This window comes from Mesorhizobium sp. WSM4808 (assembly GCF_055811675.1).
This window is the reverse complement of record NZ_JBVVQX010000004.1, coordinates 433000-457911: the sequence shown is the minus strand read 5'-3', so window position 1 is coordinate 457911 and position 24912 is coordinate 433000. Positions and strand designations below refer to the sequence as shown.

The window sequence follows — 24912 nt, the reverse complement described above, 5'->3', positions numbered from 1 at the left end:
GGGTGCGTGGCCCCCCCCATACACTACCAAAATTTAAAATATCAAAAATTAAAAAATTTTTTTTTTTTTTCCCTCCCCCCCCCCCCCCGGCGGGGGCCCCCCCCCCCCCCCGCGACTTTAAACGAACCTTGTTTCAGGGCTTGATACGATTATGGACACGACAGCCCAACACGGCGCGGTGAAGGAGCGGCCTCCGGCCCCGGCTCCACGCCTGACGCTGTCCGGCATCTCAAAAAGCTTTCCCGGCGTGCGCGCGCTGCACAATGTCAGCCTGTCGCTCTACCCCGGCCAGGTGACGGCGCTGATCGGCGAAAACGGCGCCGGCAAGTCGACGCTGGTCAAGATCATGACCGGCATCTACCAGCCCAACGGAGGTACCATCAGCATCGACGGCCAGGCCGTCACCCTGCCCAGCGCGCATGCCGCCTTTGGCCATGGCGTCACCGCCATCCACCAGGAAACCGTGCTGTTCGACGATCTGAGCGTCGCCGAAAACATCTTTCTCGGCCATGCGCCGCGCACGCGTTTGCGCACCATCGACTGGCGCACGATGCGCAAAAATGCGCGCGAAGTGCTCGACACCATGCATGCCGGCCATATCGACGCCGACGCGCGGTTGAAGGACCTCGGCATCGCCAACAAACATCTGGTCGCCGTCGCGCGCGCCATGTCGATCGACGCGCAGATCGTCATCATGGACGAGCCGACCGCCGCGCTCTCGATGAAGGAGATCGAGGAGCTCTTTTTGCTGATCGAGTTCCTCAAGAGCGACGGAAAGGCGATCCTGTTCATCAGCCACAAGTTCGACGAGATCTACCGTATCGCCGACCGCTACACGGTGTTCCGCGATGGCGAGATGGTCGGCGAAGGCCTGATCAAGGATGCCGGCCAGAGCCAGATCGTGCGCCTGATGGTCGGCCGCGCGGTCGATCACATCTTCCCGCAGCGCAAGGCCGAGATAGGCGCGCCGGTGCTCTCCGTTTCCGGCCTGTCGCATCCGACCGAATTCAACGACATCGGCTTCGAACTGCACAAGGGCGAGATCCTCGGCTTCTACGGCCTGGTCGGCGCCGGCCGCAGCGAGGTGATGCAGGCGATATCGGGCATCACCCGCACATCAGCCGGCACGATCACGCTGGAAGGCAAGACGCTCGCGCCGAAATCGGCGGCGGATTCGATCGATGCCGGGATCGTCTACGTGCCCGAAGAACGCGGCAAGCAAGGCGTGGTGATCGGCCTGCCGATCTTCCAGAACGTCTCGCTGCCTTCACTCAAGCGCACATCGAAGTCCGGCCTGCTGCGGCTGTCGGAGGAGTTCGATCTGGCCCGCTCCTACACCGAGCGGCTCGACCTCAGGGCCTCCTCGCTCAGCCAGGACGTCGGCACGCTGTCGGGCGGCAACCAGCAGAAGATCGTCATCGCCAAATGGCTGGCGACGTCGCCCAAGGTGATCATCCTGGACGAGCCGACCAAGGGCATCGACATCGGCTCGAAGGCCGCCGTGCACGGCTTCATGGCCGAGTTGGTGGCGCAAGGCCTGTCGGTGATCATGGTGTCCTCCGAGCTGCCCGAAATCCTCGGCATGTCCGACCGCGTCGTGGTCATGCGCGAGGGGCTCGTCGCGGCGGTCTACGACAACAAGGGGTTGGACGCCGAGACGCTGGTTCGGACGGCAGCGGGGATCGCGGCATGAAGGCTTTCCTGAAACACCGTGAAATCTGGCTGTTGGCGGCCATCGTCGTGCTGATCGGCCTGATTTCGACGCGTTTCCCGGCCTTTGCCGACCCCGGCAATCTGCGTCAGGTGTTCAACGACACCTCGATCCTGATGATCCTGGCGCTCGGCCAGATGGTGGTCATCCTGACCCGGTCGATCGATCTGTCGATGGCGTCCAATCTCTGCTTCACCGGCATGGTGGTGGCGATGCTGAACGCCGCGCATCCGGCGATCCCGATCCCGCTGCTGATCGTCATTGCGCTGGCCGTCGGTCTGGCGCTCGGCGCCATCAACGGCCTTTTGGTCTGGCGGCTGAACATCCCTTCGATCGTGGTGACATTGGGCACGCTGACCATCTATCGCGGCGCGACCTTCGTGCTGTCCGGTGGCGCCTGGGTCAATGCCGACAAGATGAGCCCGGACTTCATCGGCTTTCAGCGCGCCGCCTTCCTCGGCATTCCGGTGCTGTCGTGGATCGCCATCCTGGTCATTGCGCTGTTCTTCGTCCTGATGACGCGCACCGCGCTCGGCCGCTCGATCTATGCCATCGGCGTAAACCCGACGGCTTCCGTCTATGCCGGCATCGATGTCGGCCGCACCAAGTTCATCGTCTTCTGCATCTCCGGCATGATCGGCGGCCTGTCAGGCTATCTCTGGATCTCGCGCTATGTGATCGCGTCGGTCGAGGTCGCCAATGGCTATGAGCTCAACATCATCGCCGCCTGCGTCATCGGCGGCATCTCGATCGCCGGCGGCATCGGCTCGGTCGGCGGCGCGGTGCTCGGCGCATTGTTCCTCGGCATCATCTCCAACGCGCTGCCGGTCATCAACATCTCGCCCTTCTGGCAGATGGCGATTTCTGGCAGCGCCATCATCCTGGCCGTCGTGCTCAATGCGCGCGGCGAACGCCAGCAAGGCCGCATCATCCTCAGAAAGGTGGAGGCGTGACCGACATCCCTGCCCCGCGCCACATTCCCGACCGGCTCGACAAGCCGTTCCGTTCGGCGATCTTTTCCTGGGAAGCGCTGCTGGTCGTTGTGGCCGTCGCCATCTTCGCCATCAACAGCTTCGCCTCGCCCTATTTCCTCGACCCGTATTCGCTGTCCGATCTCACCTTCAATTTCACAGAGAAAGGCCTGATCGCCTTCGCCATGGCGCTGCTGATCATCTCGGGCGAGATCGATCTGTCGGTGGCCGCCATCATTGCGCTGGCGTCGACGATGATGGGCATGGCGGTGCAGGCCGGCGCCGGCACGCCGGTGCTGGTAGCGATCGGCATCGTCGTCGGGCTCGGCTGCGGCGCCTTCAACGGTCTGCTGGTGACAAGGCTCGGCCTGCCGTCGATCGTCGTCACCATCGGCACGATGAGCCTGTTTCGCGGCATCGCCTTCATCATCCTCGGAGACCAGGCCTACAAGGGCTATCCCTCAAGCTTCGCCTTCTTCGGCCAGGGCTATGTCTGGTGGGTGGTGTCGTTCGAGCTGGTGCTCTTCCTCATTGCGGCCGTCGTCTACTGGTTCCTGCTGCACCGTACGAGTTTCGGCCGACGCGTCTTCGCCATCGGCAACAATCCGATAGCTGCGCAGTTTTCCGGCGTGCGCGTCGGCCGCACCAAGTTCATCCTGTTCTGCCTGACCGGGCTGATGTCGGGCATCGCCTCGGTGCTGATCACCTCGCGGCTCGGCTCGACGCGGCCATCGATCGCGCAGGGCTACGAGCTGGAAGTCATCACCATGGTGGTGCTCGGCGGCGTCAGTATCCTCGGCGGCGCCGGCAGCATTGTTGGGGTCGTGCTCGCAGCCTTCATCATGGGACTGGTGACCTTCGGGCTCGGCCTGCTCAATGTGCCCGGCATCGTCATGTCGATCTTTATAGGTCTGCTGCTGATCATCGTCATCGCCTTGCCGATCGTCTGGCGGCGATTGCGCGGAGGGCGCTGATGCCGCAGAAATACGCGTTCAAAATGAAGCTGAAGCCCGGCATGAAGGCCGAGTACAAGAAGCGCCACGACGAGATCTGGCCGTCACTGGTCGCGCTGCTGAAGCAGGCCGGCGTCTCCGATTATTCCATCCATCTCGACGAGGAGACCAATATCCTGTTCGGTGTTCTGTGGCGGCGTGACGACCACGGCATGGACGAATTGCCCGGATATCCGGTGATGCAGCGCTGGTGGGCTGAAATGGCCGACATCATGGAAACCAGGCCGGACAACGAGCCGGTGGCCGTGCCGTTGGAAACCGTGTTCCACATGGCATGAGTGCGATGCGCCACATCGCCGTCATCGACATCGGCAAGACCAACGCCAAGGTGGCGCTGGTCGACCTCGCGACGTTGAGCGAGGTGGCGCTGCGCCGCATGTCCAATGCGCCGGTGCGACAGGCGCCCTACCCGCATCACGATGTCGAGGCCTTGTGGGCATTCATCCTCGAAAGCCTTGCCGGTCTCAACCGCGAACAGCGCATCGACGCCATTTCGATCACCACCCATGGCGCGACCGGCGTGCTGGTCGACGCGGCGGGTGAACTGGTGCTGCCTGTGCTCGACTATGAGTTCGATGGCCCTGATAGACTGGCACCGGATTATGACGCGATCCGCCCCCCTTTCGCCGAGACCGGCACGCCGCGCCTGCCGCTCGGCCTCAATCTCGGAGCACAATTCTTCTGGCAGCAGAAAAGCTTCCCGGCGGAATTCGCCAGGGCCGCCGCGATGCTGATGTATCCGCAATACTGGGCGTTGCGCCTGACCGGTGTCGCCGCCAACGAGGTGACTTCGCTCGGCTGCCACACCGATCTGTGGAACCCTTGGACGGCGGATTTTTCATCATTGGTCGACAGGCTGGAATGGCGCGGGCTGATGGCGCCGGTGCGGCCGGCCAGCGACCGCCTCGGCCCGATCCTGCCCAGTGTTGCGATGCGAACCGGACTGGATCCGCAAACGCCGGTGTTCTGCGGCCTGCATGATTCCAACGCCTCGCTGCTGCCGCATCTTCTCTCCGACAAACCGCCTTTCTCCGTCGTCTCGACCGGCACCTGGGTGGTGTCGATGGGGGTCGGCGGCAAACAGATTGCGCTGGATGCAGCGCGCGACACGCTGGTCAATGTCAACGCACTCGGCGATCCCGTTCCCTCGGCGCGCTTCATGGGCGGCCGCGAGTTTTCCGTGCTGACAAAGGACCAGCCGGAGCAGTGGACCGAGGATGATGTCGGCGCCGTGCTGGCGCGAAAGATGCTGCTGCTGCCGTCGACCCAGCAAGGCTCGGGGCCGTTCCCGCACCATGCCGCGGCATGGGTCAATGCCGACGGCCTGAACAGCGGCCAGCGCTTTGCCGCCATCTCGTTCTATCTGGCATTGATGACGGCAACCTGCCTCGAGTTGATCGGCGCGGACGGCCCGACCACGGTCGAAGGCCCCTTTGCCCGCAACCGGCTCTTTGTCGGCATGCTGGCGGCAGCCACGGCGCGCGCCGTTGTTGGGTCCGAGGCCGCCACCGGCACCAGCATCGGCGCCGCGCTGCTGGCATCCGATCGGCCGGCGACGCACGGCAAGGGCGAAAGAATAGAACCGCCTGTAGACCCGGCCTGGGCCGACTATGTCAGCGCATGGCGGGGGGCAGTCGAAGCGCAGGGCTGATCAGAGAATCCGTTTGCCGAAAGCCGACATGACGAAGTTGACCGCGTCGGTGCCGATCCGCGGCTCCAGATCCGCCGTCAGGCCCGAAACATCCATCGACAGCAAGCCACCGGAGAGCGCGATCGCCTCCATCGCCTGGTGCGTTTCGCGCACGGTCAGCCCGCCGGAGCCCGCAGCCCAGCCGGCGAATTCGGTTGCGGTCGGCGAATAGCTGACATGAAAGCCTTGCGTGCCTGAGGTGGCGATGCGGATCGCTTCATGCATCAGGTCGCGCATGCCCATGGCGTCGATGTCGGTCATGGTGAAGGCCGACACGCGCGAATCCTTCAGCACCCGCGCCTCGGCCGGATCGGCGTGGCGCAGGCCGACAATGACGACATTTTCCGGCGACAGCTGCGGCTGCAGCGCGCCGGCCTTGTGATCGAGCCCGAGCGATCGCGCCAGGACCGAACATTCCGGCAGGTCGATGCCCTCCTCGTCCTCTGGCATCAGGGCGGCGATGGAATCGATCCAGATCAGGCCGAAAGAATGCGTCGCGCGCGCCGTCGCGGTCAGCGCCTTGTGGGCGATGCGACGATCGACGCCGGCAATCAGCCGGACCAGCCCCGATGGCGGCCGCTCGACATCGGCGAGTTCCACCACGTCGAAGTTCATCGCTTCCAGCCGGGCGCCGGTGCTTTCCCGGGCCAGGATGCCGGCGGCCCCTGCCCGGCCGTGATCTGCACCATCTTACGGCCGGAAAAATCCTCGACGTCGTGCATCGGGGCCTTCTCGACATATTCCGAGGTCATCGCCAAAAGCATGGCGCCATAGCTCATGCGGAAGGCGACGCGGTCGCCGACGGAGGGCCTCGGGTCGGCATCGGCGACATCCAAAAGCAGATGATCGCTGGAGGCGCCGAGCACCCTTATCCCCCTGGCGATCGGCGTCAGTCCCTCGACCAGCACATCCTCACGGCCGATATTGGCGATGGCGCGCAGCCTGTCGCCTTCGTCGGGGAAGACCGGCTGGTTGCCGAAGGCGTCGTAACCCGATTGGCCGATCGGCCGTGACGGCTTGAGCTTGACCTCGATGATGTCGCTTGTCAGCCGGCAGGCATCGGGTTCGAGCTCCGCCCACGGCGTGTCGCGGAAGGTCTCGACACCACCCTGCAGGATCGCCTCGCCGACCCGCAGGTTGTTGATGCCGGCCGGCAACCTGCCTTCGAGCAGCAGCGGCAGCGACGACGAGGCGCCGCCGGAGATCACGTCGAGGCTTCTGCCGGACAGGCGCTCGGTCTTGTAGGCGTGGGCAACGAGCTGGCCGAGATTTTCCGGCGTCGGCATGATGGCGCCGAAGCAGCCGAGATTGGTGCCGATGCCAGCAATGCGAACGCCCTTGAACTGCAGTATCTGCTCGACGGTCGGGATCAGGTCGTTCGGCCAGATGCCTTCGCGCAGATCTCCGAGATCGATCATCAGCATGATGTCGTGGATGCGGCCCATGCGCTCGGCGATGCGCGATATCTCGCGGATGGTGGCGAGTTCCGACTGCAGACTGATGTCGACGGTGCGCACCACCTCCTCGACACGCGCCATCGGCGGGCTGCGCAACAGCATGATCGGCGCGTTGATGCCGCTGTCGCGCAGCCGGCGGATGTTCTCGAAACGCGATTCGGCGATGCCGGCGACACCGCCGCGCAACATGGCGCGCGCCACTTGCGGCATGCCGCAAGTGCCCTTGGTGACGCCGAACACTTTTATGCCCGACAGCGCGCAGCGCTCGACGATTGTGCGCGCATTGCGCTCGATGCGGCCAAGGTCGATAGCGACTTGCGGTCCCGACATCACTACCCCCCGTAGACCAGCCCCTGCGGGTCGATCTCCGGCTTGCGGCCGGAAACGAGGTCGGCAAGGATTTTCCCCGAGCCGCAGGCCATGGTCCAGCCGACATGGCCGTGGCCGGTGTCGAGATAAAGATTCTTGTAGCGAGCCTGGCCGATGACCGGCACCGAGTTGGGCATCATCGGCCGCAGACCCGCCCAGAACACAGCCTTCTTCTCGTCGAAGGCACCCGGAAAAAGATCCCTGCCGGTGCTGATGATCGTCTTGAAATCGGCGGGCTTGGAAGTTCGGTCGAAGCCGGTGAATTCAGCCGTCGAGGACATCCGCAAGCGGTTGCCCAGCCTGGAATAGCCGATCAGCCGGTCCTCGTCGGCGCCGCCCATGGTCGGTCCCTTGCTTTCGTCCTCCAGGGGAATCGTCGCGGTATAGCCTTTTACCGGATAGACAGGCAGGTCGATGCCGTAGCGGCGCCCGAGCAGGCCGCTCTCCGGTCCCATCGAGATGACCACGGCATCGCCGGCGACCGGGCCGGCCGACGTCATCACCGCGCGCACATGATCGCCCTCGATGTCGAGGCCTTCGACTGTCGTGCCGAACAGGAATTTGACGCCGAGCTTCTCGGCAGCATAGGCGGCCAGCCTGTCGACAAACTGCTTGGAATCTCCGGTCTGGTCGGTTGGCGAATAGACGCCCCCGGCAATCTTGTCCTTGACGCCGGCAAGGCCTGGTTCCAGTTCGACCAGCCGGTCGCGGCCGACGATTTCGATCGGCAGGCCGTGCTTGGCAAGATAACGGTAATTGTCGGTACCGGTGTCGAGGCTCTTTTGCGAGCGGAAGAAATAGAGGATGCCCTTCTTGCGCTCGTCGTAGTGGATGCCGGTCGCTTCCGAAAGCGCATTGATGCAGTCACGCGAATAGAGCGCGAGCCTGAGCTTGATGTCGGTGTTGGCGCGCAGGCGCGCCACCGTGCACTGGCGCAGGAAACGCAGGCTCCAGGCGAGGAAATAGGGATCGAGGCGCAGCCTGACCTTGATGCCGAGATCATGGTTGTAGAGCCCGCGCAGGAAAGTCTTCAAAGCCGCCGGCGAGGCCCAGGCGGTGGCGTCACCCGGTGACACCAGGCCGGCATTGGACTGGCTGGTGCCTTGTGCCGCCGCCGGATGGCGCTCGATCACTGTCACCTCATGGCCGTCGCTGGCCAGATAATAGGCGGCCGCCGTACCGACGACACCGGCCCCGAGCACCGTTATTTTCATGCCATCCCCCAAGAGCTCCTCGCGGCGCGGCGCCTCCGCACCTTGCCGCGAACGCCTTCAATAGCGCTTCGCTGCCCGCCTTGCGAGCCCTTGGGAGAACCCGGCTCAGCCGCGCGCGGAGTTCTTGCCGGTCAAGATGCGCTCCCAGGCGAGCGCGTCGGCGACGATCTGGTCGAGATCGTCGCGTTGCGGGGTCCAGCCGAGTTCAGCGCGGGCGAGATCCGAATTGGCGACCACCGCCGCGGCGTCGCCGGGACGGCGATCGCCCATCTTCACCTCGAAATCATGGCCGAAGGCGCGGCGCACGCTGTCGATGACCTCGAGCACCGAGTAGCCATGGCTGTAGCCGCAATTGGCGACGAGGCTTTGTCCCCCGGCACGCAGCCGCTGCAAGGCCAGGCGATGCGCCGCCGCCAGGTCGCTGACATGGATGTAGTCGCGCATGCAGGTGCCGTCCGGCGTCGGATAATCGGTGCCGAACACCTGCATGAACGGCCGCTTGCCAAGTGCCGTCTCGCAGGCGACCTTGATCAGATGGGTGGCGCCCGGCGTCGACTGGCCGGTGCGGCCCTTCGGGTCGGCGCCGGCGACGTTGAAGTAGCGCAGCGCGGTATAGCGCAGGCCATGCGCGATCGACGCGTCGCGCAGCATCCACTCACTCATCAGCTTGGACAGGCCATAGGGCGATTCCGGCGACAGGCGGGCGTCCTCGCGCACCGGCTCCAGCCCGGCCCCGCCATAGACGGCGGCGGTCGATGAAAAAATGAAATTGGGCACGCCTTCGCGCACCGCGATTTCGATCAGCGTGCGCGTCTTCGAGGTGTTGTTCTCGTAGTAGCTGAGCGGGTCGGCGACCGATTCCGGAACCACGATCGAGCCGGCGAAATGAATGATCGCGTCGACCTTGTTCTCCCTGATGACCGAGCCGACCAATTCCCTGTCGGCGACGTCGCCGACGACCAGCTTCGCCTCCGGCGCCACCGCCCATTCAAAACCGGTGGAAAGGCGATCGAGGACGACCACGCTCTCGCCGGCATCAAGCAACTCCCAGACCATGTGGCTGCCGATATAACCGGCACCGCCTGTAACCAAAACCGTCATCCGCGTCCTCGCTTATCCAAGATTTATCGGAAACTGTCTCAACCCCCGCTCTACTGGAAAGCCCGCCGCATAACCATTGAAACCGTGGTAACCGGCATCGCCGGCTAGGGGCATCGTCCTGAAACAAAGTTGATCCACATCAAGGGAATAGGCCACGATCCGTGATCGTTAGGAACAGGTCCGGGGCGTGGCATTTTGACCAAAAAGGCCAGGTGGACGACCAACAGGCCAATGATTATGATCCCGCGCAAAAATTGGGAAGCCTATATGAACTATCAGCGGTTCTTCGAGGAAGCGATCGACCAGCTCCATGCCGAGCGTCGCTACCGCGTTTTCGCCGACCTGGAGCGGATCGCGGGCAAGTTCCCGCGCGCCATCTGGCGTTCCAATGGCCGCGCCGAGGAAATCACCGTCTGGTGCTCCAACGACTATCTCGGCATGGGCCAGCATCCCGACGTCATCGCCGCGTTCCAGAATACCGCTGGCAAGATGGGTTCGGGCGCCGGCGGCACCCGCAACATTTCCGGCACGTCGAACCCGCTGGTCGAGCTCGAGGTGGAGCTTGCCGACCTGCACGACAAGGAAGCGGCACTGGTCTTCACCTCCGGTTTCGTCTCCAACGAAGCCTCGATCTCGACCATCGCGAAGCTTTTGCCCAACTGCCTGATCATCTCGGACGAACTGAACCACGCCTCGATGATCGAAGGCGTGCGGCGTTCCGGCGCCGAGAAGAAGATCTTCCGCCACAACGACGTCGCGCATCTGGAAAGCCTTTTGCAGGCGGCTGGACGCGAACGCGCCAAGCTGATCGTCTTCGAAAGCGTCTACTCGATGGATGGCGACATCGCGCCGATCAAAGAGATCGTCGAGCTCGCCGAGCGCTACAACGCCATGACCTATATCGACGAGGTCCATGCCGTCGGCATGTACGGGCCGCGCGGCGGCGGCATCACCGAGCGCGAAGGCCTGGCCGACCGCATCGACATCATCGAAGGCACGCTGGCCAAGGCGTTCGGCACGCTGGGCGGCTACATCACCGGCACCAGCGCCGTGATCGACGCCGTGCGTTCCTATGCGCCGGGCTTCATCTTCACCACGGCACTGCCGCCGGCGATCGCGGCTGCCGCGACCGCGTCGATCCGCCATCTCAAGCGCTCGCAGGCCGAGCGCGACGCCCAGCAGCAGCAGGCGAGCCGAACCAAGCAGATCCTGTCGGCCGCCGGCCTGCCGGTGATGGACTCGCCGACCCACATCGTGCCGCTGCTGGTCGGCGATCCCGAGGCCTGCAAGATGGCCAGCGACCGCCTGCTCGGCGTGCACGGCATCTACATCCAGCCGATCAACTACCCGACCGTGCCGCGCGGCACCGAGCGGCTGCGCATCACGCCGACGCCGTTCCATTCCGATGCACTGATCGCCGAATTGCAGGATGCGCTGGTCGAGACCTGGGATGCGCTCGGCATCCCCTATGGCTCCGCCGGGCGGCCTTCGGTGGCCAAAAGCGACCGCATCATTCCCCTGCTGGTCCCCAAGTCAGGTGGCTGAAGCCGTTTGAAACTCTACTCCGGCGGCTATCTGGCTCGCCGGAGCGATTTTCAATCCGCGCTTCGTCGACGGCTCAAACTACCTTCATCCACTTCGCCAGCCGGTGTGCCGCTTCCTCGACCTGATCGAGGCGGCGGTGGAAACACAACCGCAAAAACGCCTCGCCGCCGGGGCCGAAAGCGGTGCCTGGCGCCAGGCCGACATTGGCCTTGTCGACAATGTCGAAGGCAGCGGTGCGTGAATCGGTGATGCCGTCGACAGTGAAAAACAGATAGAACGCGCCCTGCGGCACCGTGAACCGGGCGCGGCCGGTGGCGCCGAGAATGCCGCAGACAAGGTCGCGCGCCTTGCGCGCCCGCTCCACCTGTTCGGCAACGAAGGCATCGCCCTCGTCAAGGGCGGCGGCCGCGCCGCGCTGCATGAACTGGGCGACGCCGGAGTTCGAATACTGGATCAGGTTCTCGAACACCTGCTGCAAGCTCGGATGCGTCTTGATCCAGCCGACGCGCCAGCCGGTCATCGCCCAGTTCTTGGAGAAGGAGTTGACGTACAGGATGCGGTCTTCCGCCGACGCGATGTCGAGGAAGGACGGCGCGCGGCCGTGGCCATAGTGGAAAAGCGAATAGATCTCGTCGGCGATGATCCAGAGGTTTTTCGCGCGTGCCAGATTGAGGATGGCCTGCAAGGTCTCATGATCGGCGGTCCAGCCGGTTGGGTTCGACGGCGTGTTGATGAACAGCGCCTTTGTGCGCGGCGTGATCGAAGCCGCGATCTTCTCGACGTCGCAGGACCAGCCATTGCCGGAATGATCGAGCGTGACCGCGACTGGAATGGCTCCCGCTATCGCTGCCGCGGCATCGAAATTCGGCCAGGCCGGCGACAGATAAACCACCTCGTCGCCCACGCCGGCGAGCGCGTCGAGCGCCAGCTGGATGGCATGCATGCCGGAGCCGGTGACGATGAATTCTTCCTCCGGGAAGGTCTTGCCGAAATGCCTGGCATAGTATCGGGAGAGCGCCTGCCTGAGATCGGGGATGCCCCTTTGCCAGGTGTAGAATGTCTCGCCGCCGGCCAGCGCCTTCGACGCGGCATCGGTGATGAAGGCTGGCGTCGGCAGGTCGCCCTCGCCGGCCCAGAGCGGAATCATGCCTTCGCGCAGGCGGCCGTAATTGACGACGGCGACAATGCCGCTTTCGGGTGCCGCACGGGCCTCGGTACGCAAGCTGTCGATCAGGGTCATTGGCGGGTCCGTTTTGATCTGCGGTTTTCGTCAGCGGTCCTTACCAGATGCGAAAACAGAAAACCCCGGCCGCGAACGACCGGGGTTTTGGTCCAGCAAATGCCGCCCGTGGTCAGCGCCTGGCGAGCAGATCGCGAATTTCAGTGAGCAGCGCGACGTCGGCGGGCGGCGGAGCGGCCGGTGCAGCGGGCTTCTCGCGCTCAAGCCGCTTGCGCATGTTGTTCACCGCCTTGACCATCAGGAAGATGATGAAAGCGAGGATGAGGAAGTTCAGCGCCACGGTGATGAAGCTGCCATAGGCAAAGACCGCGCCCTGCTTCTTGGCGTCCGCCAGCGAGGTCGCGTTGACGGCTGAGGACAGTCCGAAGAAATAGTTGTTGAAGTCCAATCCGCCGAAAATTGCACCGACGATCGGCATGATGATGTCGTTGACAAGGGAATCGACGATCTTGCCGAAGGCCGCGCCGATGATGACACCGACGGCCAAGTCCATCACATTGCCCTTGGAAATGAATTCTTGGAATTCTTTCAGCATTCGACCCTCCTTGTCGTGACCGGCCGAACTGCCGTTTCCGTCCTTGCGGCATCGACCTGAGGCAACATAACAAAAACCTGCGGTTGCAACATCGGCAAAAAAGAGAAAGCAACCGGTTTCTCCTTACCCGGCGGCAGTCCCGGAAACCGCGGCCTCCATGCACCCAAAGCCGTGATGGACTCGGAAGCCAAGCTGTGATTGCGTCTGGGCAAGCCGGGTTGAAATTCGGCACAGGGAGGATCTTGCCGGCGTGCAGGGCTTGTTCATCGTCATCATCGCGATCGCCTATGTGACGCTGCTGTTCGCCATCGCCAGCCTGGGCGACCGCCGCTCGGCCATTTCAGGGCCGAGTCGAGCCCGGCCCTTCATCTACGCGCTCAGCCTGGCGATCTATTGCACGTCCTGGACCTTCTTCGGTTCGGTCGGCCTCTCCTCCGAGCGCGGCCTCGAATTCCTCGGCATCTATACCGGCCCGGTGCTGGTGTTCGTGTTCGGCTTTCCGCTGCTCAACCGCATCGTGCGGCTGGCCAAGACCGAGAAGATCACCTCGATCGCGGATTTCCTCGGCGCGCGCTACGGCAAGAGTTTCACCGTCGCGGCGATCGCCACGCTGATCGCCACCATCGGCGCGGTGCCCTATATCGCGCTGCAGTTGAAGGCGATCTCCGGTTCGGTCAGCCTGATGGTCGAGCACTATACGGGGTCGCCGCCTTCGTTCGATCCCTTCGTCAGCGACATCTCTCTGGTCGTCGCCATGCTCCTGGCGCTGTTCGCGGTGCTGTTTGGAACCCGTCACGCCGACGCCACCGAACACCAGGACGGGCTGGTGCTGGCGGTGGCGGTCGAAACCGTGGTCAAGCTCGCCGCCTTCCTGGCGATCGGCCTGATGGTTACCTTCCTGATCTTCGGCGGCCCGGGCGACATGTTCGACAAGCTCGCTGAGAACGCGCAGGTCCGCCAGGCGATGAGCTACAACACCTCGCTCGCCACCTGGCTGGTGCTGACGTGCCTCAGCGGCTTTGCCATCATCATGCTGCCGCGGCAGTTCTACGTCACCATCGTCGAGAACCGCGGCGAGGCCGAACTGCGCACCGCGACATGGGTGTTCCCGCTCTACCTCGTGGCGATCAACCTGTTCGTGCTGCCGATCGCCTTCGCCGGCCTTTCGCTGGTCGGCACCGGAACCAGCAGCGATCTCTACGTGCTGTCGCTGCCCCTGTTCAGCGGCCATGATGTGCTGGCGATGGCGGCTTTCATCGGCGGCCTGTCGGCGGCGACGGCGATGGTGATCGTCGAAAGCGTGGCGCTGTCGATCATGATCTCCAACGACCTCGTCATTCCATTGTTCGTGCGCCGCCTGCTCAAGACCTCGACCTCCGAGACCGAGGACTGGTCGACGCTCATCCTCAATGTGCGGCGCGGGGCGATCTTCATCCTCTTGTTCATCGCCTTCCTCTACTACCGCGAGAGCACCGACAGCGCGCGACTGTCGTCGATCGGCCTGATGTCGTTCGCGGCCATCGCCCAGTTCGCGCCCGCCCTGATCGGAGGGCTGATCTGGCGCGGCGCCAACGGCCGGGGTGCGGCACTCGGCATGGTCGCCGGCATCCTCGTCTGGGGCTACACGCTGCTGTTTCCGTCGCTTGCCGCCCCTGATACCGGCATCATCGTGCATGGACTGTTCGGCTTCGAGGCCTTGCGGCCGCAGGCCCTGTTCGGCACCGTCGCCGAACCGCTGAACCACGGCGTGCTGTGGAGCCTGTCGCTCAACGCGGTGTTCTTCGTGCTCGGTTCGCTGTCGCGCGCATCGGTGCCGCTGGAACGCATCCAGGCGTCGATCTTCGTGCCGCGCGATGCCGGCCCGATGCCAAGCCTGCGCCGCTTCCGCACCGCCATCACAGTCAACGACCTCAAGGACACGATCGGGCGCTATCTCGGCGTCGAGCGCACCGAGCGCTCCTTCCAGTCGTTCGAAAAGACCAACGGAACCTCGCTGCACGGCAATGAGCAGGCGAGTATGGACGTCATCCGCTTCTCCGAGCAATTGCTCGCCAGCGCCGTCGGTTCCTCGTCGGCGCGGCTGATCCTGTCGCTGCTGTTTCGGCGCCACGACCGCGAATCCCGAGATGCCTTCCGCTTGCTCGACGACGCCACCGAGGCGCTGCAGCACAACCGCGACCTGTTGCAGATCGCGCTCGACCAGATGGAACAGGGCATCACCGTCTTCGACCGCGATTTCCGCCTGATCTGCTGGAACCGCCAGTACCGGGCGCTGTTCGACCTGCCCGACGAGATGGGCCAGGTCGGCGTCTCGCTCGACCGCATCCTGCGCCATCTCGCCGAACGCGGCGACATCCCCGCCGATCAGCGTGTGGCCATGCTCAACCGGCTGACCAGTTTCGTCAGCCCATGGCAGATGGAACTGAAAACCTCGGGCCGCATCCTGGAGCTGCGCTCCAACCCGATGCCGGACGGCGGCATCGTCGCCACCTATGCCGACATTTCCGGGCGCGTGGAACAGGATCTGGCGCTGAAGCGTGCCAATGAATCGCTGGAGCAGCGCGTCAAGACCCGCACCATCGAACTGACCCGGGTCAATGAGGAGCTGGCGCAGGCGCAGATGCTGGCCGAGGAGGCCAATCTCGGCAAGACGCGCTTCCTCGCCGCCGCCGGCCACGACATCCTGCAGCCGCTCAACGCCGCCCGGCTCTATTGCTCCTCGCTGATCGAGAAGGCCGGCAAAGGGCCTGCCGGCAAGGCCGCCGTGAACATCGAATCCTCGCTGGAATCGGTCGAGACCATCCTCGGCGCCGTGCTCGACATCTCCCGCCTCGATGCCGGCGCGATGAAACCGGACGATACCGCCTTCAACCTCGACGGATTGCTGCGCCAGATCGGCAACGACTTCCGGCCGCTCGCCGCCGAGAAGAAACTCGCGCTGACCATCATGCCGTCATCGCTGACAGTGACGACGGACCGCAATCTGCTGCGCCGCCTGATCCAGAATCTCGTCTCCAACGCCATCAAATACACGCGCCACGGCCGCGTGCTGGTTGGCGTCAGGCGGCGCGGCGATTTGGCCGAGATCCAGGTGATCGACACCGGCATCGGCATCGCCGGCGACAAGCTGAACACCGTCTTTCGCGAATTCACCCGGCTCGACGAGGGCGCGCGCGAGGCCGAGGGCCTCGGTCTCGGCCTCTCCATCGTCGACCGCATCGCCCGGGTGTTGCGGCTGGAGATCCGGATCTTTTCCAACCCTGGCAAGGGCACGCGCTTCTCCGTCATCCTGCCCGTGGCGGCCGTGCAGGAGCCACGACGCGAGATCGAAGCCAGGGCTCCTGCCCGCGCGACGGCTTCGCTGGCGGGTCTGCACGTGCTGTGCATCGACAACGACGCCCGCATCCTCGAAGGCATGCGGCTCCTGCTCGAAGGCTGGGGTTGCAACGTCGACACCGTGTCCGGTTCAAAGGATATGGAAAGCGTGGTGACACACCGCCCGGACATCGTCCTTGCCGACTACCATCTCGACGGCGAAACCGGCCTCGATATCATCGTCAGGCTGCGCGCGATCCATGGCGACACCCTGCCGGCCGTGCTGGTCACCGCAGACCGCTCCAACGAGGTGCGCACGGCCGCCGGCGGGCTCGAGATTGCGGTGATCAACAAACCGCTCAAACCAGCGGTGCTGCGCTCCATGATGGCCAGGGTCAGGCCGCTGGCACCGGCGGCCGAATAGCATCAAGGGCGCCCGGTCTCAGCCCTGGTGTCCGAGGGGGAGTCCTAAGCCGGTCCGTCGACCATCTGGGAACTGCGGAACCGAGGCCGTCCGGCATTGCCCGCCACAGGCGGACGATGCTCGCGAAAGGCCATTGCAAGCGTCCTCAGCGCCTCGCGGGACTTGGCGTCCGTCAGCGTCGAAAGCAGCACGATCTCGGAAGGCGGCAGCGCCGGCAGCCCGAATTTCCGGCTGACCTCGATGGTGCCGGACGGGGCAAGCCGACAGGAAAATACCGAGGCTGCGAGGCCGGCCGAGACGGCTTCGGCAACGGCGAAGGAGCCGCAGCCGAGGAACACCTCCGTCCACGGTATTCCGACAGCGTCGAGCGCGCGGGTGGTGATGTTACGAATACCACAGGATGGCGAGGATGCCGCCAGGCGCAGCGGCTCGTTGGCCCGGTGGACGAAGTCGGGCGCGGCGTACCAGCCGAAATGTTCGGGCGCCAGCACTTCACCATCGCGCCGGTCGTCCTCCCGGCGGATGATCGCCGCGTCGATCTCACCGCGATCGAAAGCGTCCAGCAGGTCGCGCGAATCATCGAGCCGCACTTCGATGGTGAGCGCCGGGTCATGCGCATTGAGCCGCGCCAGCAATGTCGGGACTTCCGCGCCTCCGACATGGGTGGCGATGCCCAGTGTGAAGCGGCGGCGCACCGAAGACAGGCTGGCAATGGCGCGATCGTGTGCCGCGAGGAAGTCGCGTGCGGGCTGGAGAAACACCGCGCCCTGCGCCGACAAGCGCACCAGCCGGGGCGTGCGCTCGATCAATTTCTGGCCGACGCGCTCTTCCAGCCGCTTCAGCTTCACGCTGATCGCCCCTTGCGTGCTGCCAAGAGCCTCGGCCGCACGCGTAAAGCTCTGAAGATCGGCGATGGCGACGAATGTTTTCACAGCGTCTACGTCCAGCGTCATGTCAGCTATCCGCACTTGTTGTCTCTGAAATAGCCAACCATGCAATTCTAATATGATCAAGCCTCGCCTACCCTGGGCCATACGCGCACCGGGCGAGCTGCGATGGATTCGCCGACTGCCGACAAATACGTTCGAAAGGTTGAATCATGCCCACTGTAGTGACCCGCCGAGGCATCGTCGTTCTGTTTGCCGCGTGCCTGGCGTGCCTGATGTTCGGCCTGGAGATTTCAAGCGTTCCCGCGATCCTGCCGACACTGGAGCAGGTGCTGCACGCCGACTTCAAGCAACTGCAATGGGTGATGAACGCCTATACGATTGCGGTCACGACGGTGCTGATGGCGGTCGGCACGATCGCCGATCGTTACGGGCGCAAGCGTGTCTTTCTGGTCGCCATCGCCGCCTTCGGCCTGACATCACTGATCTGCGGCGTCGCCGAAAGCGTCTCCACGCTCATCGTCGCCCGGTTTCTGCAGGGCCTGAGCGGCGGTGCGATGCTGATCTGCCAGCTTGCCGTGCTGTCGCATGAATTCCGGGAAGGGCGCGAACGCGCCGTCGCATGGGGCTGGTGGGGCGTCATCTTCGGCACCGGCCTCGGCTTCGGCCCCATCATCGGCGGCGGCATCGTCGCGGTCTCGAGCTGGCAATGGGTGTTTCTTGTCCACGTGCCGGTTGCGGCGCTGGCGTTCACCCTCGCTCTGATGGGCGTCCACGAATCGAAGGATCCACAGGCGGGCAAGCTCGACGTAGCAGGCATCCTGACGCTGTCGCCGTCGGTTTTCTGCCTCGTTTTCTACATCATCCAGGGGCCGGATCTGGGTTTCTCCAGCCCTGCCGCGCTGGCGATCCTCGGTATCTCGATAGTGAGCTTCATCGCCTTCCTCATTGCCGAGAAGGTCAGCCAGCGGCCGATGTTCGATTTCTCGGTCTTCCGGATCCGGCCCTTTTCGGGCGCCATCGTCGGCTCGGCCGCGATGAACCTCAGCTATTGGCCTTTCATGATCTACCTGCCGATCTGGTTCCACGCCGGGCTCGGCTATGACACCGTCTCCACCGGCCTTGCCCTGCTTGCCTACACGCTGCCGACGCTTGTGCTGCCGCCGTTGGCAGAGCGCTTTTCGCTGCGTTATCGGCCCGGCATCATCATTCCGGCGGGCCTCGTCATCATCGGCGTCGGGTTCATCCTGATGAAGTTCGGCAGCGCCGCCGCGCAACCGGACTGGCTGACGATGCTGCCCGGCTGCCTGATCGCGGGGATGGGTCTGGGAATAACCAACACACCTGTCACCAACACGACGACGGGTTCCGTTTCGAGCGATCGCGCCGGAATGGCCTCCGGCATCGACATGAGCGCGCGCATGGTTTCATTGGCGTTGAACATTGCGGTGATGGGCTTCATCCTGGCCAGCGGTGTGCTGGCGCATCTGGGGCATGCGCTGCCCGACCTCGACGCTGCCCAATTGCGTCTTCTCGCCGAAGCTATCGCTGCTGGAAACCCCATCTCCGGGCTCGCCGGGACCGTCGCCCAGGATGCGCTACGCAACGGCTTTGGCTGGGTCATGCTCTATGGCGGGATCGGCGTCTGGATCATGGCCGCCATCAGTTTCGCAAGCTTCAACGGCCGGCCGGTGCGGCGGACGGAGGTTCAGTGCTCCGATTGAACATTATTCTGATTGAACTGGCGCCCTGGCGATCAACCCGCCGGCTGCAGCGGGTCGCTGCCGATCTTGGACAGCAGGATCACCGCCTGCGTGCGGCTGTCGACGCCGAGCTTCTGCAGGATGGCGGAGACATGCGCCTTGATGGTAGCCTCCGATACACCGAGTTCATAGGCGATCTGCTTGTTGAGCAGGCCCTCGGCCAGCATGCCCAGCACCCGTGTCTGCTGCGGCGTCAGAGCCTGCAGCCGCTTGATGAGGTCCGATATTTCGGGATCGCGCTCGATGCCGAGATCGACGCCGGCTGGTGCTGCGATGTCGCCGGCAAGCACCGATTGCACCGCGCTGCGGATCTCCTCCATGCTGGCCGACTTGGAGATAAAGCCGGAAGCGCCGAGATCGAGCGCCCGCCTGATGGTCGCCGGATCGTCATGCGCCGACACCACGACCAGCGGCACCGCCGGATGGATGCCACGCAGCGAGACCAGGCCGGACAGGCCGCTGGCGCCAGGCATCGACAGGTCGAGCAGCACCAGATCGACGTCCTCGTTGGCCACGACCAGCGCCTTGGCGCTCTCGAAATCGCCGGCTTCATGGATGGCGGCGACGTTGCCGATGCCGGCGAGCGCTTCGCGCAGCGCACCGCGAAACAGCGGGTGATCGTCGGCGATGACGAAAGAATAGCCTGCCGGCAAATGTCCCTCCCCAAATCCCCGATGATTTTTGGCTTTTCGGGTTCAATTGGACGATTATGAGGGGCTGCGCGCTGTTTTCAAGCGGCAAAGCCAGCGCGCCGCCTCCCCTGGTTGAAGCGCTCAGGTCTTCTGAGCGCCGTCGTCCTTGTCCATATCCTTGACGATGCCCATGAAGCCGCGCAGGAAGCGCTCCATGTAGCTCATGGTCTTGTTGAAATCCTCCTCGCTCGGCAGTTTCGATTCGAGGCGGGCGGAGAGCGAATTCTCGAGCTTGGTGACGCGCTCGTCCATCGACTTCATCGAGGTTTGCAGGCGGTCGACCTCGTCCTGGAAAGCGGCGCGTTCGTCGGCCGCCATCTTGCAGACGAGCTGACCCGAACGTTCTTCGCAGATCGACATGGCGCCGGTCTGCGTATCGATACGGACAAAGCCGCTATCGGACTTTTCCAGGCGGTAGCGGTCGGTCTCTTCCGAATAAGCTGAAGCCGCGACCAGCGAAACGAGCGCGGCGGGGATCAAGATGTGCTGCAGACGCATGTTGTCCTCCATGTCCAAGGCCTCAGATATCTCATGTTTGCGCCGGAAATGGGGAAGACCCTTGGCGTGGCCTTTCCCGAATGGCTGGTTCGGAATCTTTTTGACGCAATTCCCAAGGGAAAGCGCTATGCGCTTTTCCCGGGAAAACCGTTTCACACTTTTCCTGGAACTGCTCTATAGCGCAACCATGTCTCAGATTATCTACAAGATAACCCCGCAAGCGCCTTGGCGCGAGGCCGAAACGCATGGCCGCTTCACCGGCGCGCCGATCGATGTCGCCGATGGCTTCATCCACTTCTCCACGGCAGCACAGGTCAGGGAAACGGCGGCAAAGCACTTTGCCGGCCAGACGGACCTTCTGCTGGTCGCCATCGACGGCGCCGGCCTGGGTGCTGCGCTGAGATACGAGGTCTCGCGCGGCGGCGCGCTGTTTCCGCATCTTTATGGCCCGCTGGACCTCAAGGCCGTGCTGTGGGTCCGGCCACTGCCGCTTGGCGCCGATGGTGTGCACCAGTTCCCGGCACTGGAGGGGCAATGAGCGTGCTCGACCGGCTCGGCCAGAAGCTGCTGTTCGCCTTCGATCCGGAAACCGCGCATGGCATGTCGATTGCGGCGCTGCGATGCGGCCTGCCGGTCGGTGCGCGGACGACGCTCGACGCGCGGCTGAAGGTCAGCGTCTGCGGCCTCGATTTCCCCAATCCGATCGGCATGGCGGCCGGCTATGACAAGAACGCCGAGGTTCCGGACGCGTTGCTTGGCCTGGGCTTCGGTTTCGCCGAGGTCGGTACCATCACGCCGTTGCCGCAGGCCGGCAATCCGAAGCCGCGTATCTTCCGGCTGACTGCCGACGATGCGGTGATCAACCGATTGGGCTTCAACAATGAAGGCCATGCAGCGGCCGAAAAACGCCTTGCCGCACGCAAGGGGCGCTCCGGCATCGTCGGTGTCAACATCGGAGCCAACAAGGACAGCAGCGACCGCATCGGCGACTATGAGCGCGGTGTCGCCCGGTTTGCGCAATACGCCAGCTATCTCACCGTCAACATCTCCTCGCCCAACACGCCGGGCCTGCGCAACATGCAGGCGCGCGAGCAGCTTGGCGAGCTCTTGTCGCGGGTCATGGCCGCGCGCGCCACGGCAACGGCGCAGCCGCCAGTGTTCCTGAAGATCGCGCCGGATCTGGTCGAGGCAGAGCTGGAGGACATCGCCGCCGAGGTCACCGAAAAGCAGGTGGACGGCGTCATCGTCTCCAACACCACCATCTCCCGACCGCCATTGCGCAGCGGCGACACCGCGCGCGAGACCGGCGGGCTCTCCGGAAAGCCGCTGTTCGAGCGTTCGACCATCGTGCTGGCGAAGATGCGCAAGCTGCTCGGACCGGACCGCGCCATCATCGGCGTCGGCGGCGTCGATTCCGCCGATACGGCGCTGGACAAGATCCGTGCGGGTGCTGATCTGGTCCAGCTCTACACCGGCATGATTTATGCCGGGCCTTCACTGCCAGGCCGTATCCTTTCCGGAATGGTCCGTTTCGTCGAAAAGGAACGGCTGAAGTCGATTTGCGAGTTGCGCGGCAGCCGCCTCGACTTGTGGGCGTCCAGGCAACTCTGAGCCTGCTCTCAGGAGCGTAGATTGCGACTGACGGCCCGCTCGCAAATGGCGCCGCCGATGGCAGGCAACACGCCGAAGAGAAGCAATTGCGCGGTGCCGCCGATGCCAGAAACCGCGGAGAGAATGAACGCAGCGAGCAATCCCAACGCCGCGCCCAAGACATATGGCAGGTAGTTTCGCATAAGCTCGCCCTGGAACAATTGGTGCATCAAGTCTGTTGGAAATCGACTGGAAGTGCAAGTGCATCCGACCGCACAGCAGGGCAACGAACTCGGTTTAACGGGTTGCTTCGGAGCCTCGCCGGCGCATTGGCTAACGTAGCATCAAACGAAAAACCCGCCTGTGCGGCGGGTCACTGGCGCAAATCAGCACCATGGCCAAAAATGTACCATAGCTGAGATCACCGAGTCAAGAAAAAATTCCTATCGCGAACAGGTGCCGTTCGCTGCCTGGACGGCGCAGGGCCTTCCGGAGGGCACCGTCTAAAACGCCGTCCGCACCCTGAGCCGCAGGATCGTCAGCAGGCTGAAGCCTCGCACCAGCAGGAAGACGTGCAGCGCCGCCCAAAGTCCATTGTTGCCGAAGGCGGGCGCAAGGGTCAGCAGCGCGGCCGCGAAAACCAGGAACGACAGCAGCATCATGTTGCGCATGTCGCGGGACCAGGTCGCGCCGATGAAGACGCCATCCATCTGGAACGCCAGCACACCGCTCAGCGCCGTGAATGCCGCCCATGGCAGGTAGATGTCGGCCACCGAACGGACTTCCTCCGATGTCGTCACGAGAGCGACCAGATTGGCGCCACCAGACAGCATTACCAGCGTCGCGGCTCCCGCCAGTCCGAAACCCCAAAACAGCGTCAGCCGCACGGCCTGGCGGAACGGTGCGGCGGCACGTGCGCCGACGGCACGGCCCGCCAGCTGTTCGGCGGCGGTGGCAAAGCCGTCGAGGAAATAGCCGGCGACGAGGAAGAAGTTCATCAGCACGGCGTTGGCGGCCAGCGTCACCGTGCCGAACTGCGCGCCCTGGCGGGTGAACAATGCGAAGGCGGCGAGCAGCGAGAACGAGCGGATCATGATGTCGCGGTTGAGCGACATCATGCGCAGGAAGGCGGCCATGTCGAGCAGGCGGTGGCGCGGCAAGGATGGGGCGGCCCGGAACCGGCGGATCACGATCGCCAGGCCGAGCAGCATGGCCAGGAACTCACCGGTGACGGTCGCCCAGGCAACGCCGGCGACACCCCAGCCAAGTTCCAACCCAAGCACGAAGCAGAGCGCGATGTTGATGCCGTTCAGCACCAATTGCAGCATCAGCCCAAGCCCGCCCTCGCCGCGCCCCAGCACATAGCCGAGGATGGCGTAGTTGATCAGCGAGAACGGCGCCGCGAGCAGCCTGATCCTGATGTAGACGCCCATCGCCTCGCTGACGCGCGGTTCGGCGCCCATGAACTTTTGCCCGGCGATGGCGACCAGCGGCGCAAGGGCAGCGAGCACGATGCCGGCGATAACCGCGATCAGCACGGCGCGCCAGAACACCGCCTGTTCCTCCAGGGCATCGCCACGCCCAAACGCCTGTGCGACAAGGCCGGTGGTGCCCGAGCGCAGGAAATTGAAAGAGGTGAAGACGACGTCGAAGATCAATGCGCCGGCCGCCAGGCCGCCAAGCAAGGCGGCATCGCCGAACTGGCCGATGACAGCCGTGTCGACCAGGCCGAGCATCGGCGTCGTCAGATAGGCAAGCGTCATCGGCACGGCGATGGCGAGCACGGAGCGATTGGTGACGACAAATGATCCGGGGTTGATTGGGGATCTGGCGTCGGCTGGGGTTGCACCCTGGTCCAAGGATTGCTGCCTTGCTGATTGCGGCTTGATCGAACTGCCGATGTGCCTCATTTTCCAGCCACCGCGCAATCACTCTTCCCGTGACGGCCAACCGAATCCCCGGCCTGGCGCGAGCCGCCGGATCCAGTTCATGCCCCTGCACATCGTCCATCATCCCGACTACGACGCCGGCTTCGCCGTCAACCATCGCTTTCCGATGAGCAAATATCCCTTGCTGATGGGGGCGCTGCGTACACGCGGCCTCGCAGGCCCCGACGCGCTCAGCACCGCCGAACCGGCACTGGTGTCATGGCTGGAGCTTGCCCATGCGCCCGACTATGTCGACCAGGTCGTCAGCTGCCGCGTGCCCGAGAAGATCGAGCGCGAGATCGGTTTTCCGATCGGACCCCGCGTCTCGCTGCGCGCGCAGCTTGCCACCGGCGGCACCGTGCTGGCGGCGCGGCTGGCCTTGCGCCACGGTATCGCCTGCAACACCGCCGGCGGCAGCCACCATGCACGGCGCGCGCAAGGAGCGGGCTTCTGCACCTTCAACGATGTCGCCGTCGCCGCGCTGGTCCTGCTCGCCGAAGGCGCGGCACGCAACATCCTGGTCGTCGATCTCGACGTGCACCAGGGCGACGGCACGGCGGATATTCTTGCCGATGATCCACGCGTGTTCACCTTTTCCATGCATGGCGACCGCAACTACCCCGTGCGCAAGATCGCCTCCGACCTCGATGTCGCGCTGCCCGACGGCACGGGTGACGCTGCCTATCTCGAGAGGCTCGCCGCCATCCTGCCGGAGCTCTCCGCCCAAGCCCATTGGGACATCGTGTTCTACAATGCCGGCGTCGACGTCCATGCCGAGGACCGGCTTGGCAGGCTGTCGCTATCGGATGACGGGCTGCGCGCCCGCGACGACATGGTGATCAGCCACTTTCGCACGCGGGGCGTTCCGGTCTGCGGCGTCATCGGGGGTGGCTATTCAACTGACGTGCCCACGCTTGCCGCGCGCCACGCCATCCTGTTCGAGGTGGCCGCGGGCCACGCCCGATAGCA

Annotated in this window: 22 protein-coding genes; 11 read left to right on the top strand and 11 right to left on the bottom strand. The window is 64.2% G+C overall.

What is annotated here, in order from left to right; genetic code table 11:
* Window positions 1-151: 151 nt before the first annotated feature.
* From AC0L2U_RS09865 to AC0L2U_RS09845, 5 genes are read left to right on the top strand one after another with little or no spacing between them, the layout of a single operon-like run.
* On the top strand, window positions 152-1693 hold the full coding sequence (locus tag AC0L2U_RS09865; RefSeq protein WP_473601810.1) for a sugar ABC transporter ATP-binding protein: 1542 nt from the start codon (window positions 152-154) through the stop codon (window positions 1691-1693).
* Complete coding sequence (locus tag AC0L2U_RS09860; RefSeq protein ID WP_473601809.1) at window positions 1690-2664, top strand: ABC transporter permease; 975 nt, start codon at window positions 1690-1692, stop codon at window positions 2662-2664. The genes AC0L2U_RS09865 and AC0L2U_RS09860 overlap by 4 nt, the downstream gene beginning before the upstream one ends.
* Entirely contained in the window at window positions 2661-3656 is a 996-nt protein-coding gene (locus AC0L2U_RS09855) for an ABC transporter permease (protein WP_127396711.1), read from the top strand. The genes AC0L2U_RS09860 and AC0L2U_RS09855 overlap by 4 nt, the downstream gene beginning before the upstream one ends.
* Window positions 3656-3973, top strand: a complete 318-nt coding sequence (rhaM, locus tag AC0L2U_RS09850; RefSeq protein WP_127330852.1) for an L-rhamnose mutarotase — start codon at window positions 3656-3658, stop codon at window positions 3971-3973. Before AC0L2U_RS09855 ends, rhaM begins: the two co-directional genes overlap by 1 nt.
* Window positions 3970-5346: an FGGY-family carbohydrate kinase gene (locus AC0L2U_RS09845; protein WP_127396710.1), complete on the top strand. Its 1377-nt coding sequence runs from the start codon at window positions 3970-3972 to the stop codon at window positions 5344-5346. Before rhaM ends, AC0L2U_RS09845 begins: the two co-directional genes overlap by 4 nt.
* Here the strand turns inward: AC0L2U_RS09845 and AC0L2U_RS09840 are convergent, their stop codons facing one another.
* The 4 genes from AC0L2U_RS09840 to galE form a co-directional block, all read right to left on the bottom strand.
* Entirely contained in the window at window positions 5347-6000 is a 654-nt protein-coding gene (locus tag AC0L2U_RS09840) for an arginase family protein (protein WP_473601808.1), read from the bottom strand. It lies immediately after the preceding gene.
* Window positions 5997-7172 (bottom strand): alanine/ornithine racemase family PLP-dependent enzyme, encoded by a 1176-nt coding sequence (locus AC0L2U_RS09835; protein WP_473601806.1) that lies wholly within the window; start codon window positions 7170-7172, stop codon window positions 5997-5999. Before AC0L2U_RS09835 ends, AC0L2U_RS09840 begins: the two co-directional genes overlap by 4 nt.
* A 2-nt stretch (window positions 7173-7174) precedes the next feature.
* Complete coding sequence (locus AC0L2U_RS09830) at window positions 7175-8425, bottom strand: D-amino acid dehydrogenase (RefSeq protein ID WP_473601805.1); 1251 nt, start codon at window positions 8423-8425, stop codon at window positions 7175-7177.
* A gap of 105 nt (window positions 8426-8530) precedes the next feature.
* A complete protein-coding gene (galE, locus tag AC0L2U_RS09825) occupies window positions 8531-9526 on the bottom strand; it encodes a UDP-glucose 4-epimerase GalE (protein WP_292701156.1) in 996 nt (331 codons plus the stop codon).
* A 267-nt stretch (window positions 9527-9793) separates the two neighbouring features.
* On the opposite strand from galE, the gene hemA reads away from it, so the two are divergent.
* A complete protein-coding gene (hemA, locus tag AC0L2U_RS09820) occupies window positions 9794-11071 on the top strand; it encodes a 5-aminolevulinate synthase (protein WP_127270796.1) in 1278 nt (425 codons plus the stop codon).
* Between the two features lie 73 nt (window positions 11072-11144).
* Here the strand turns inward: hemA and AC0L2U_RS09815 are convergent, their stop codons facing one another.
* Both AC0L2U_RS09815 and mscL read right to left on the bottom strand, forming a co-directional pair.
* Window positions 11145-12311, bottom strand: a complete 1167-nt coding sequence (locus AC0L2U_RS09815) for a pyridoxal phosphate-dependent aminotransferase (RefSeq protein WP_127399275.1) — start codon at window positions 12309-12311, stop codon at window positions 11145-11147.
* Between the two features lie 112 nt (window positions 12312-12423).
* Entirely contained in the window at window positions 12424-12846 is a 423-nt protein-coding gene (mscL, locus tag AC0L2U_RS09810; protein ID WP_027038576.1) for a large conductance mechanosensitive channel protein MscL, read from the bottom strand.
* Window positions 12847-13096: 250 nt separating this feature from the next.
* On the opposite strand from mscL, the gene AC0L2U_RS09805 reads away from it, so the two are divergent.
* A complete protein-coding gene (locus AC0L2U_RS09805) occupies window positions 13097-16585 on the top strand; it encodes a PAS domain-containing hybrid sensor histidine kinase/response regulator (RefSeq protein ID WP_473601803.1) in 3489 nt (1162 codons plus the stop codon).
* 44 nt (window positions 16586-16629) lie between these two features.
* Here AC0L2U_RS09805 and AC0L2U_RS09800 read toward each other — a convergent pair whose 3' ends face one another.
* The gene (locus tag AC0L2U_RS09800; protein WP_473601802.1) at window positions 16630-17538 is read right to left on the bottom strand and encodes a LysR family transcriptional regulator; all 909 of its coding nucleotides are present in this window, start codon (window positions 17536-17538) and stop codon (window positions 16630-16632) included.
* 146 nt (window positions 17539-17684) lie between these two features.
* Between AC0L2U_RS09800 and AC0L2U_RS09795 the strand changes: the two genes are divergently transcribed.
* Window positions 17685-19196 carry an MFS transporter gene (locus tag AC0L2U_RS09795; RefSeq protein ID WP_473601800.1) on the top strand — a complete coding sequence of 504 codons (1512 nt, stop codon included), beginning with the start codon at window positions 17685-17687 and terminating at the stop codon, window positions 19194-19196.
* A 32-nt stretch (window positions 19197-19228) separates the two neighbouring features.
* Here the strand turns inward: AC0L2U_RS09795 and AC0L2U_RS09790 are convergent, their stop codons facing one another.
* Both AC0L2U_RS09790 and AC0L2U_RS09785 read right to left on the bottom strand, forming a co-directional pair.
* Complete coding sequence (locus tag AC0L2U_RS09790) at window positions 19229-19888, bottom strand: response regulator transcription factor (protein WP_023813893.1); 660 nt, start codon at window positions 19886-19888, stop codon at window positions 19229-19231.
* Between the two features lie 120 nt (window positions 19889-20008).
* Complete coding sequence (locus AC0L2U_RS09785) at window positions 20009-20425, bottom strand: hypothetical protein (RefSeq protein ID WP_473601799.1); 417 nt, start codon at window positions 20423-20425, stop codon at window positions 20009-20011.
* Between the two features lie 187 nt (window positions 20426-20612).
* Here AC0L2U_RS09785 and AC0L2U_RS09780 point away from each other — a divergent pair, with 187 nt between their 5' ends.
* Together AC0L2U_RS09780 and AC0L2U_RS09775 are read left to right on the top strand one after the other, a co-directional pair.
* Complete coding sequence (locus tag AC0L2U_RS09780; protein WP_063173552.1) at window positions 20613-20963, top strand: DUF952 domain-containing protein; 351 nt, start codon at window positions 20613-20615, stop codon at window positions 20961-20963.
* Window positions 20960-22036, top strand: coding sequence for a quinone-dependent dihydroorotate dehydrogenase (locus AC0L2U_RS09775; RefSeq protein WP_473601798.1), 1077 nt, complete (start codon window positions 20960-20962; stop codon window positions 22034-22036). The genes AC0L2U_RS09780 and AC0L2U_RS09775 overlap by 4 nt, the downstream gene beginning before the upstream one ends.
* 8 nt (window positions 22037-22044) lie before the next feature.
* Here the strand turns inward: AC0L2U_RS09775 and AC0L2U_RS09770 are convergent, their stop codons facing one another.
* Together AC0L2U_RS09770 and AC0L2U_RS09765 are read right to left on the bottom strand one after the other, a co-directional pair.
* Complete coding sequence (locus AC0L2U_RS09770) at window positions 22045-22218, bottom strand: hypothetical protein (protein ID WP_473601796.1); 174 nt, start codon at window positions 22216-22218, stop codon at window positions 22045-22047.
* A 300-nt stretch (window positions 22219-22518) separates the two neighbouring features.
* The gene (locus AC0L2U_RS09765; RefSeq protein WP_352581857.1) at window positions 22519-23874 is read right to left on the bottom strand and encodes an MATE family efflux transporter; all 1356 of its coding nucleotides are present in this window, start codon (window positions 23872-23874) and stop codon (window positions 22519-22521) included.
* 130 nt (window positions 23875-24004) lie between these two features.
* Between AC0L2U_RS09765 and AC0L2U_RS09760 the strand changes: the two genes are divergently transcribed.
* Window positions 24005-24910, top strand: a complete 906-nt coding sequence (locus tag AC0L2U_RS09760) for a histone deacetylase family protein (RefSeq protein WP_473601794.1) — start codon at window positions 24005-24007, stop codon at window positions 24908-24910.
* Window positions 24911-24912 lie beyond the last annotated feature (2 nt).

Bases quoted from the DNA above. Each gene is read 5' to 3' on its own strand.
- AC0L2U_RS09865 (WP_473601810.1), top strand. From the start codon at position 152: ATGGACACGACAGCCCAACACGGCGCGGTGAAGGAGCGGCCTCCGGCC.
- AC0L2U_RS09860 (WP_473601809.1), top strand. From the start codon at position 1,690: ATGAAGGCTTTCCTGAAACACCGTGAAATCTGGCTGTTGGCGGCCATC.
- rhaM (WP_127330852.1), top strand. From the start codon at position 3,656: ATGCCGCAGAAATACGCGTTCAAAATGAAGCTGAAGCCCGGCATGAAG.
- AC0L2U_RS09845 (WP_127396710.1), top strand. From the start codon at position 3,970: ATGAGTGCGATGCGCCACATCGCCGTCATCGACATCGGCAAGACCAAC.
- AC0L2U_RS09840 (WP_473601808.1), bottom strand. From the start codon at position 6,000: ATGAACTTCGACGTGGTGGAACTCGCCGATGTCGAGCGGCCGCCATCG.
- AC0L2U_RS09835 (WP_473601806.1), bottom strand. From the start codon at position 7,172: ATGTCGGGACCGCAAGTCGCTATCGACCTTGGCCGCATCGAGCGCAAT.
- AC0L2U_RS09830 (WP_473601805.1), bottom strand. From the start codon at position 8,425: ATGAAAATAACGGTGCTCGGGGCCGGTGTCGTCGGTACGGCGGCCGCC.
- galE (WP_292701156.1), bottom strand. From the start codon at position 9,526: ATGACGGTTTTGGTTACAGGCGGTGCCGGTTATATCGGCAGCCACATG.
- hemA (WP_127270796.1), top strand. From the start codon at position 9,794: ATGAACTATCAGCGGTTCTTCGAGGAAGCGATCGACCAGCTCCATGCC.
- AC0L2U_RS09815 (WP_127399275.1), bottom strand. From the start codon at position 12,311: ATGACCCTGATCGACAGCTTGCGTACCGAGGCCCGTGCGGCACCCGAA.
- mscL (WP_027038576.1), bottom strand. From the start codon at position 12,846: ATGCTGAAAGAATTCCAAGAATTCATTTCCAAGGGCAATGTGATGGAC.
- AC0L2U_RS09800 (WP_473601802.1), bottom strand. From the start codon at position 17,538: ATGACGCTGGACGTAGACGCTGTGAAAACATTCGTCGCCATCGCCGAT.
- AC0L2U_RS09795 (WP_473601800.1), top strand. From the start codon at position 17,685: ATGCCCACTGTAGTGACCCGCCGAGGCATCGTCGTTCTGTTTGCCGCG.
- AC0L2U_RS09785 (WP_473601799.1), bottom strand. From the start codon at position 20,425: ATGCGTCTGCAGCACATCTTGATCCCCGCCGCGCTCGTTTCGCTGGTC.
- AC0L2U_RS09780 (WP_063173552.1), top strand. From the start codon at position 20,613: ATGTCTCAGATTATCTACAAGATAACCCCGCAAGCGCCTTGGCGCGAG.
- AC0L2U_RS09775 (WP_473601798.1), top strand. From the start codon at position 20,960: ATGAGCGTGCTCGACCGGCTCGGCCAGAAGCTGCTGTTCGCCTTCGAT.
- AC0L2U_RS09770 (WP_473601796.1), bottom strand. From the start codon at position 22,218: ATGCGAAACTACCTGCCATATGTCTTGGGCGCGGCGTTGGGATTGCTC.
- AC0L2U_RS09760 (WP_473601794.1), top strand. From the start codon at position 24,005: ATGCCCCTGCACATCGTCCATCATCCCGACTACGACGCCGGCTTCGCC.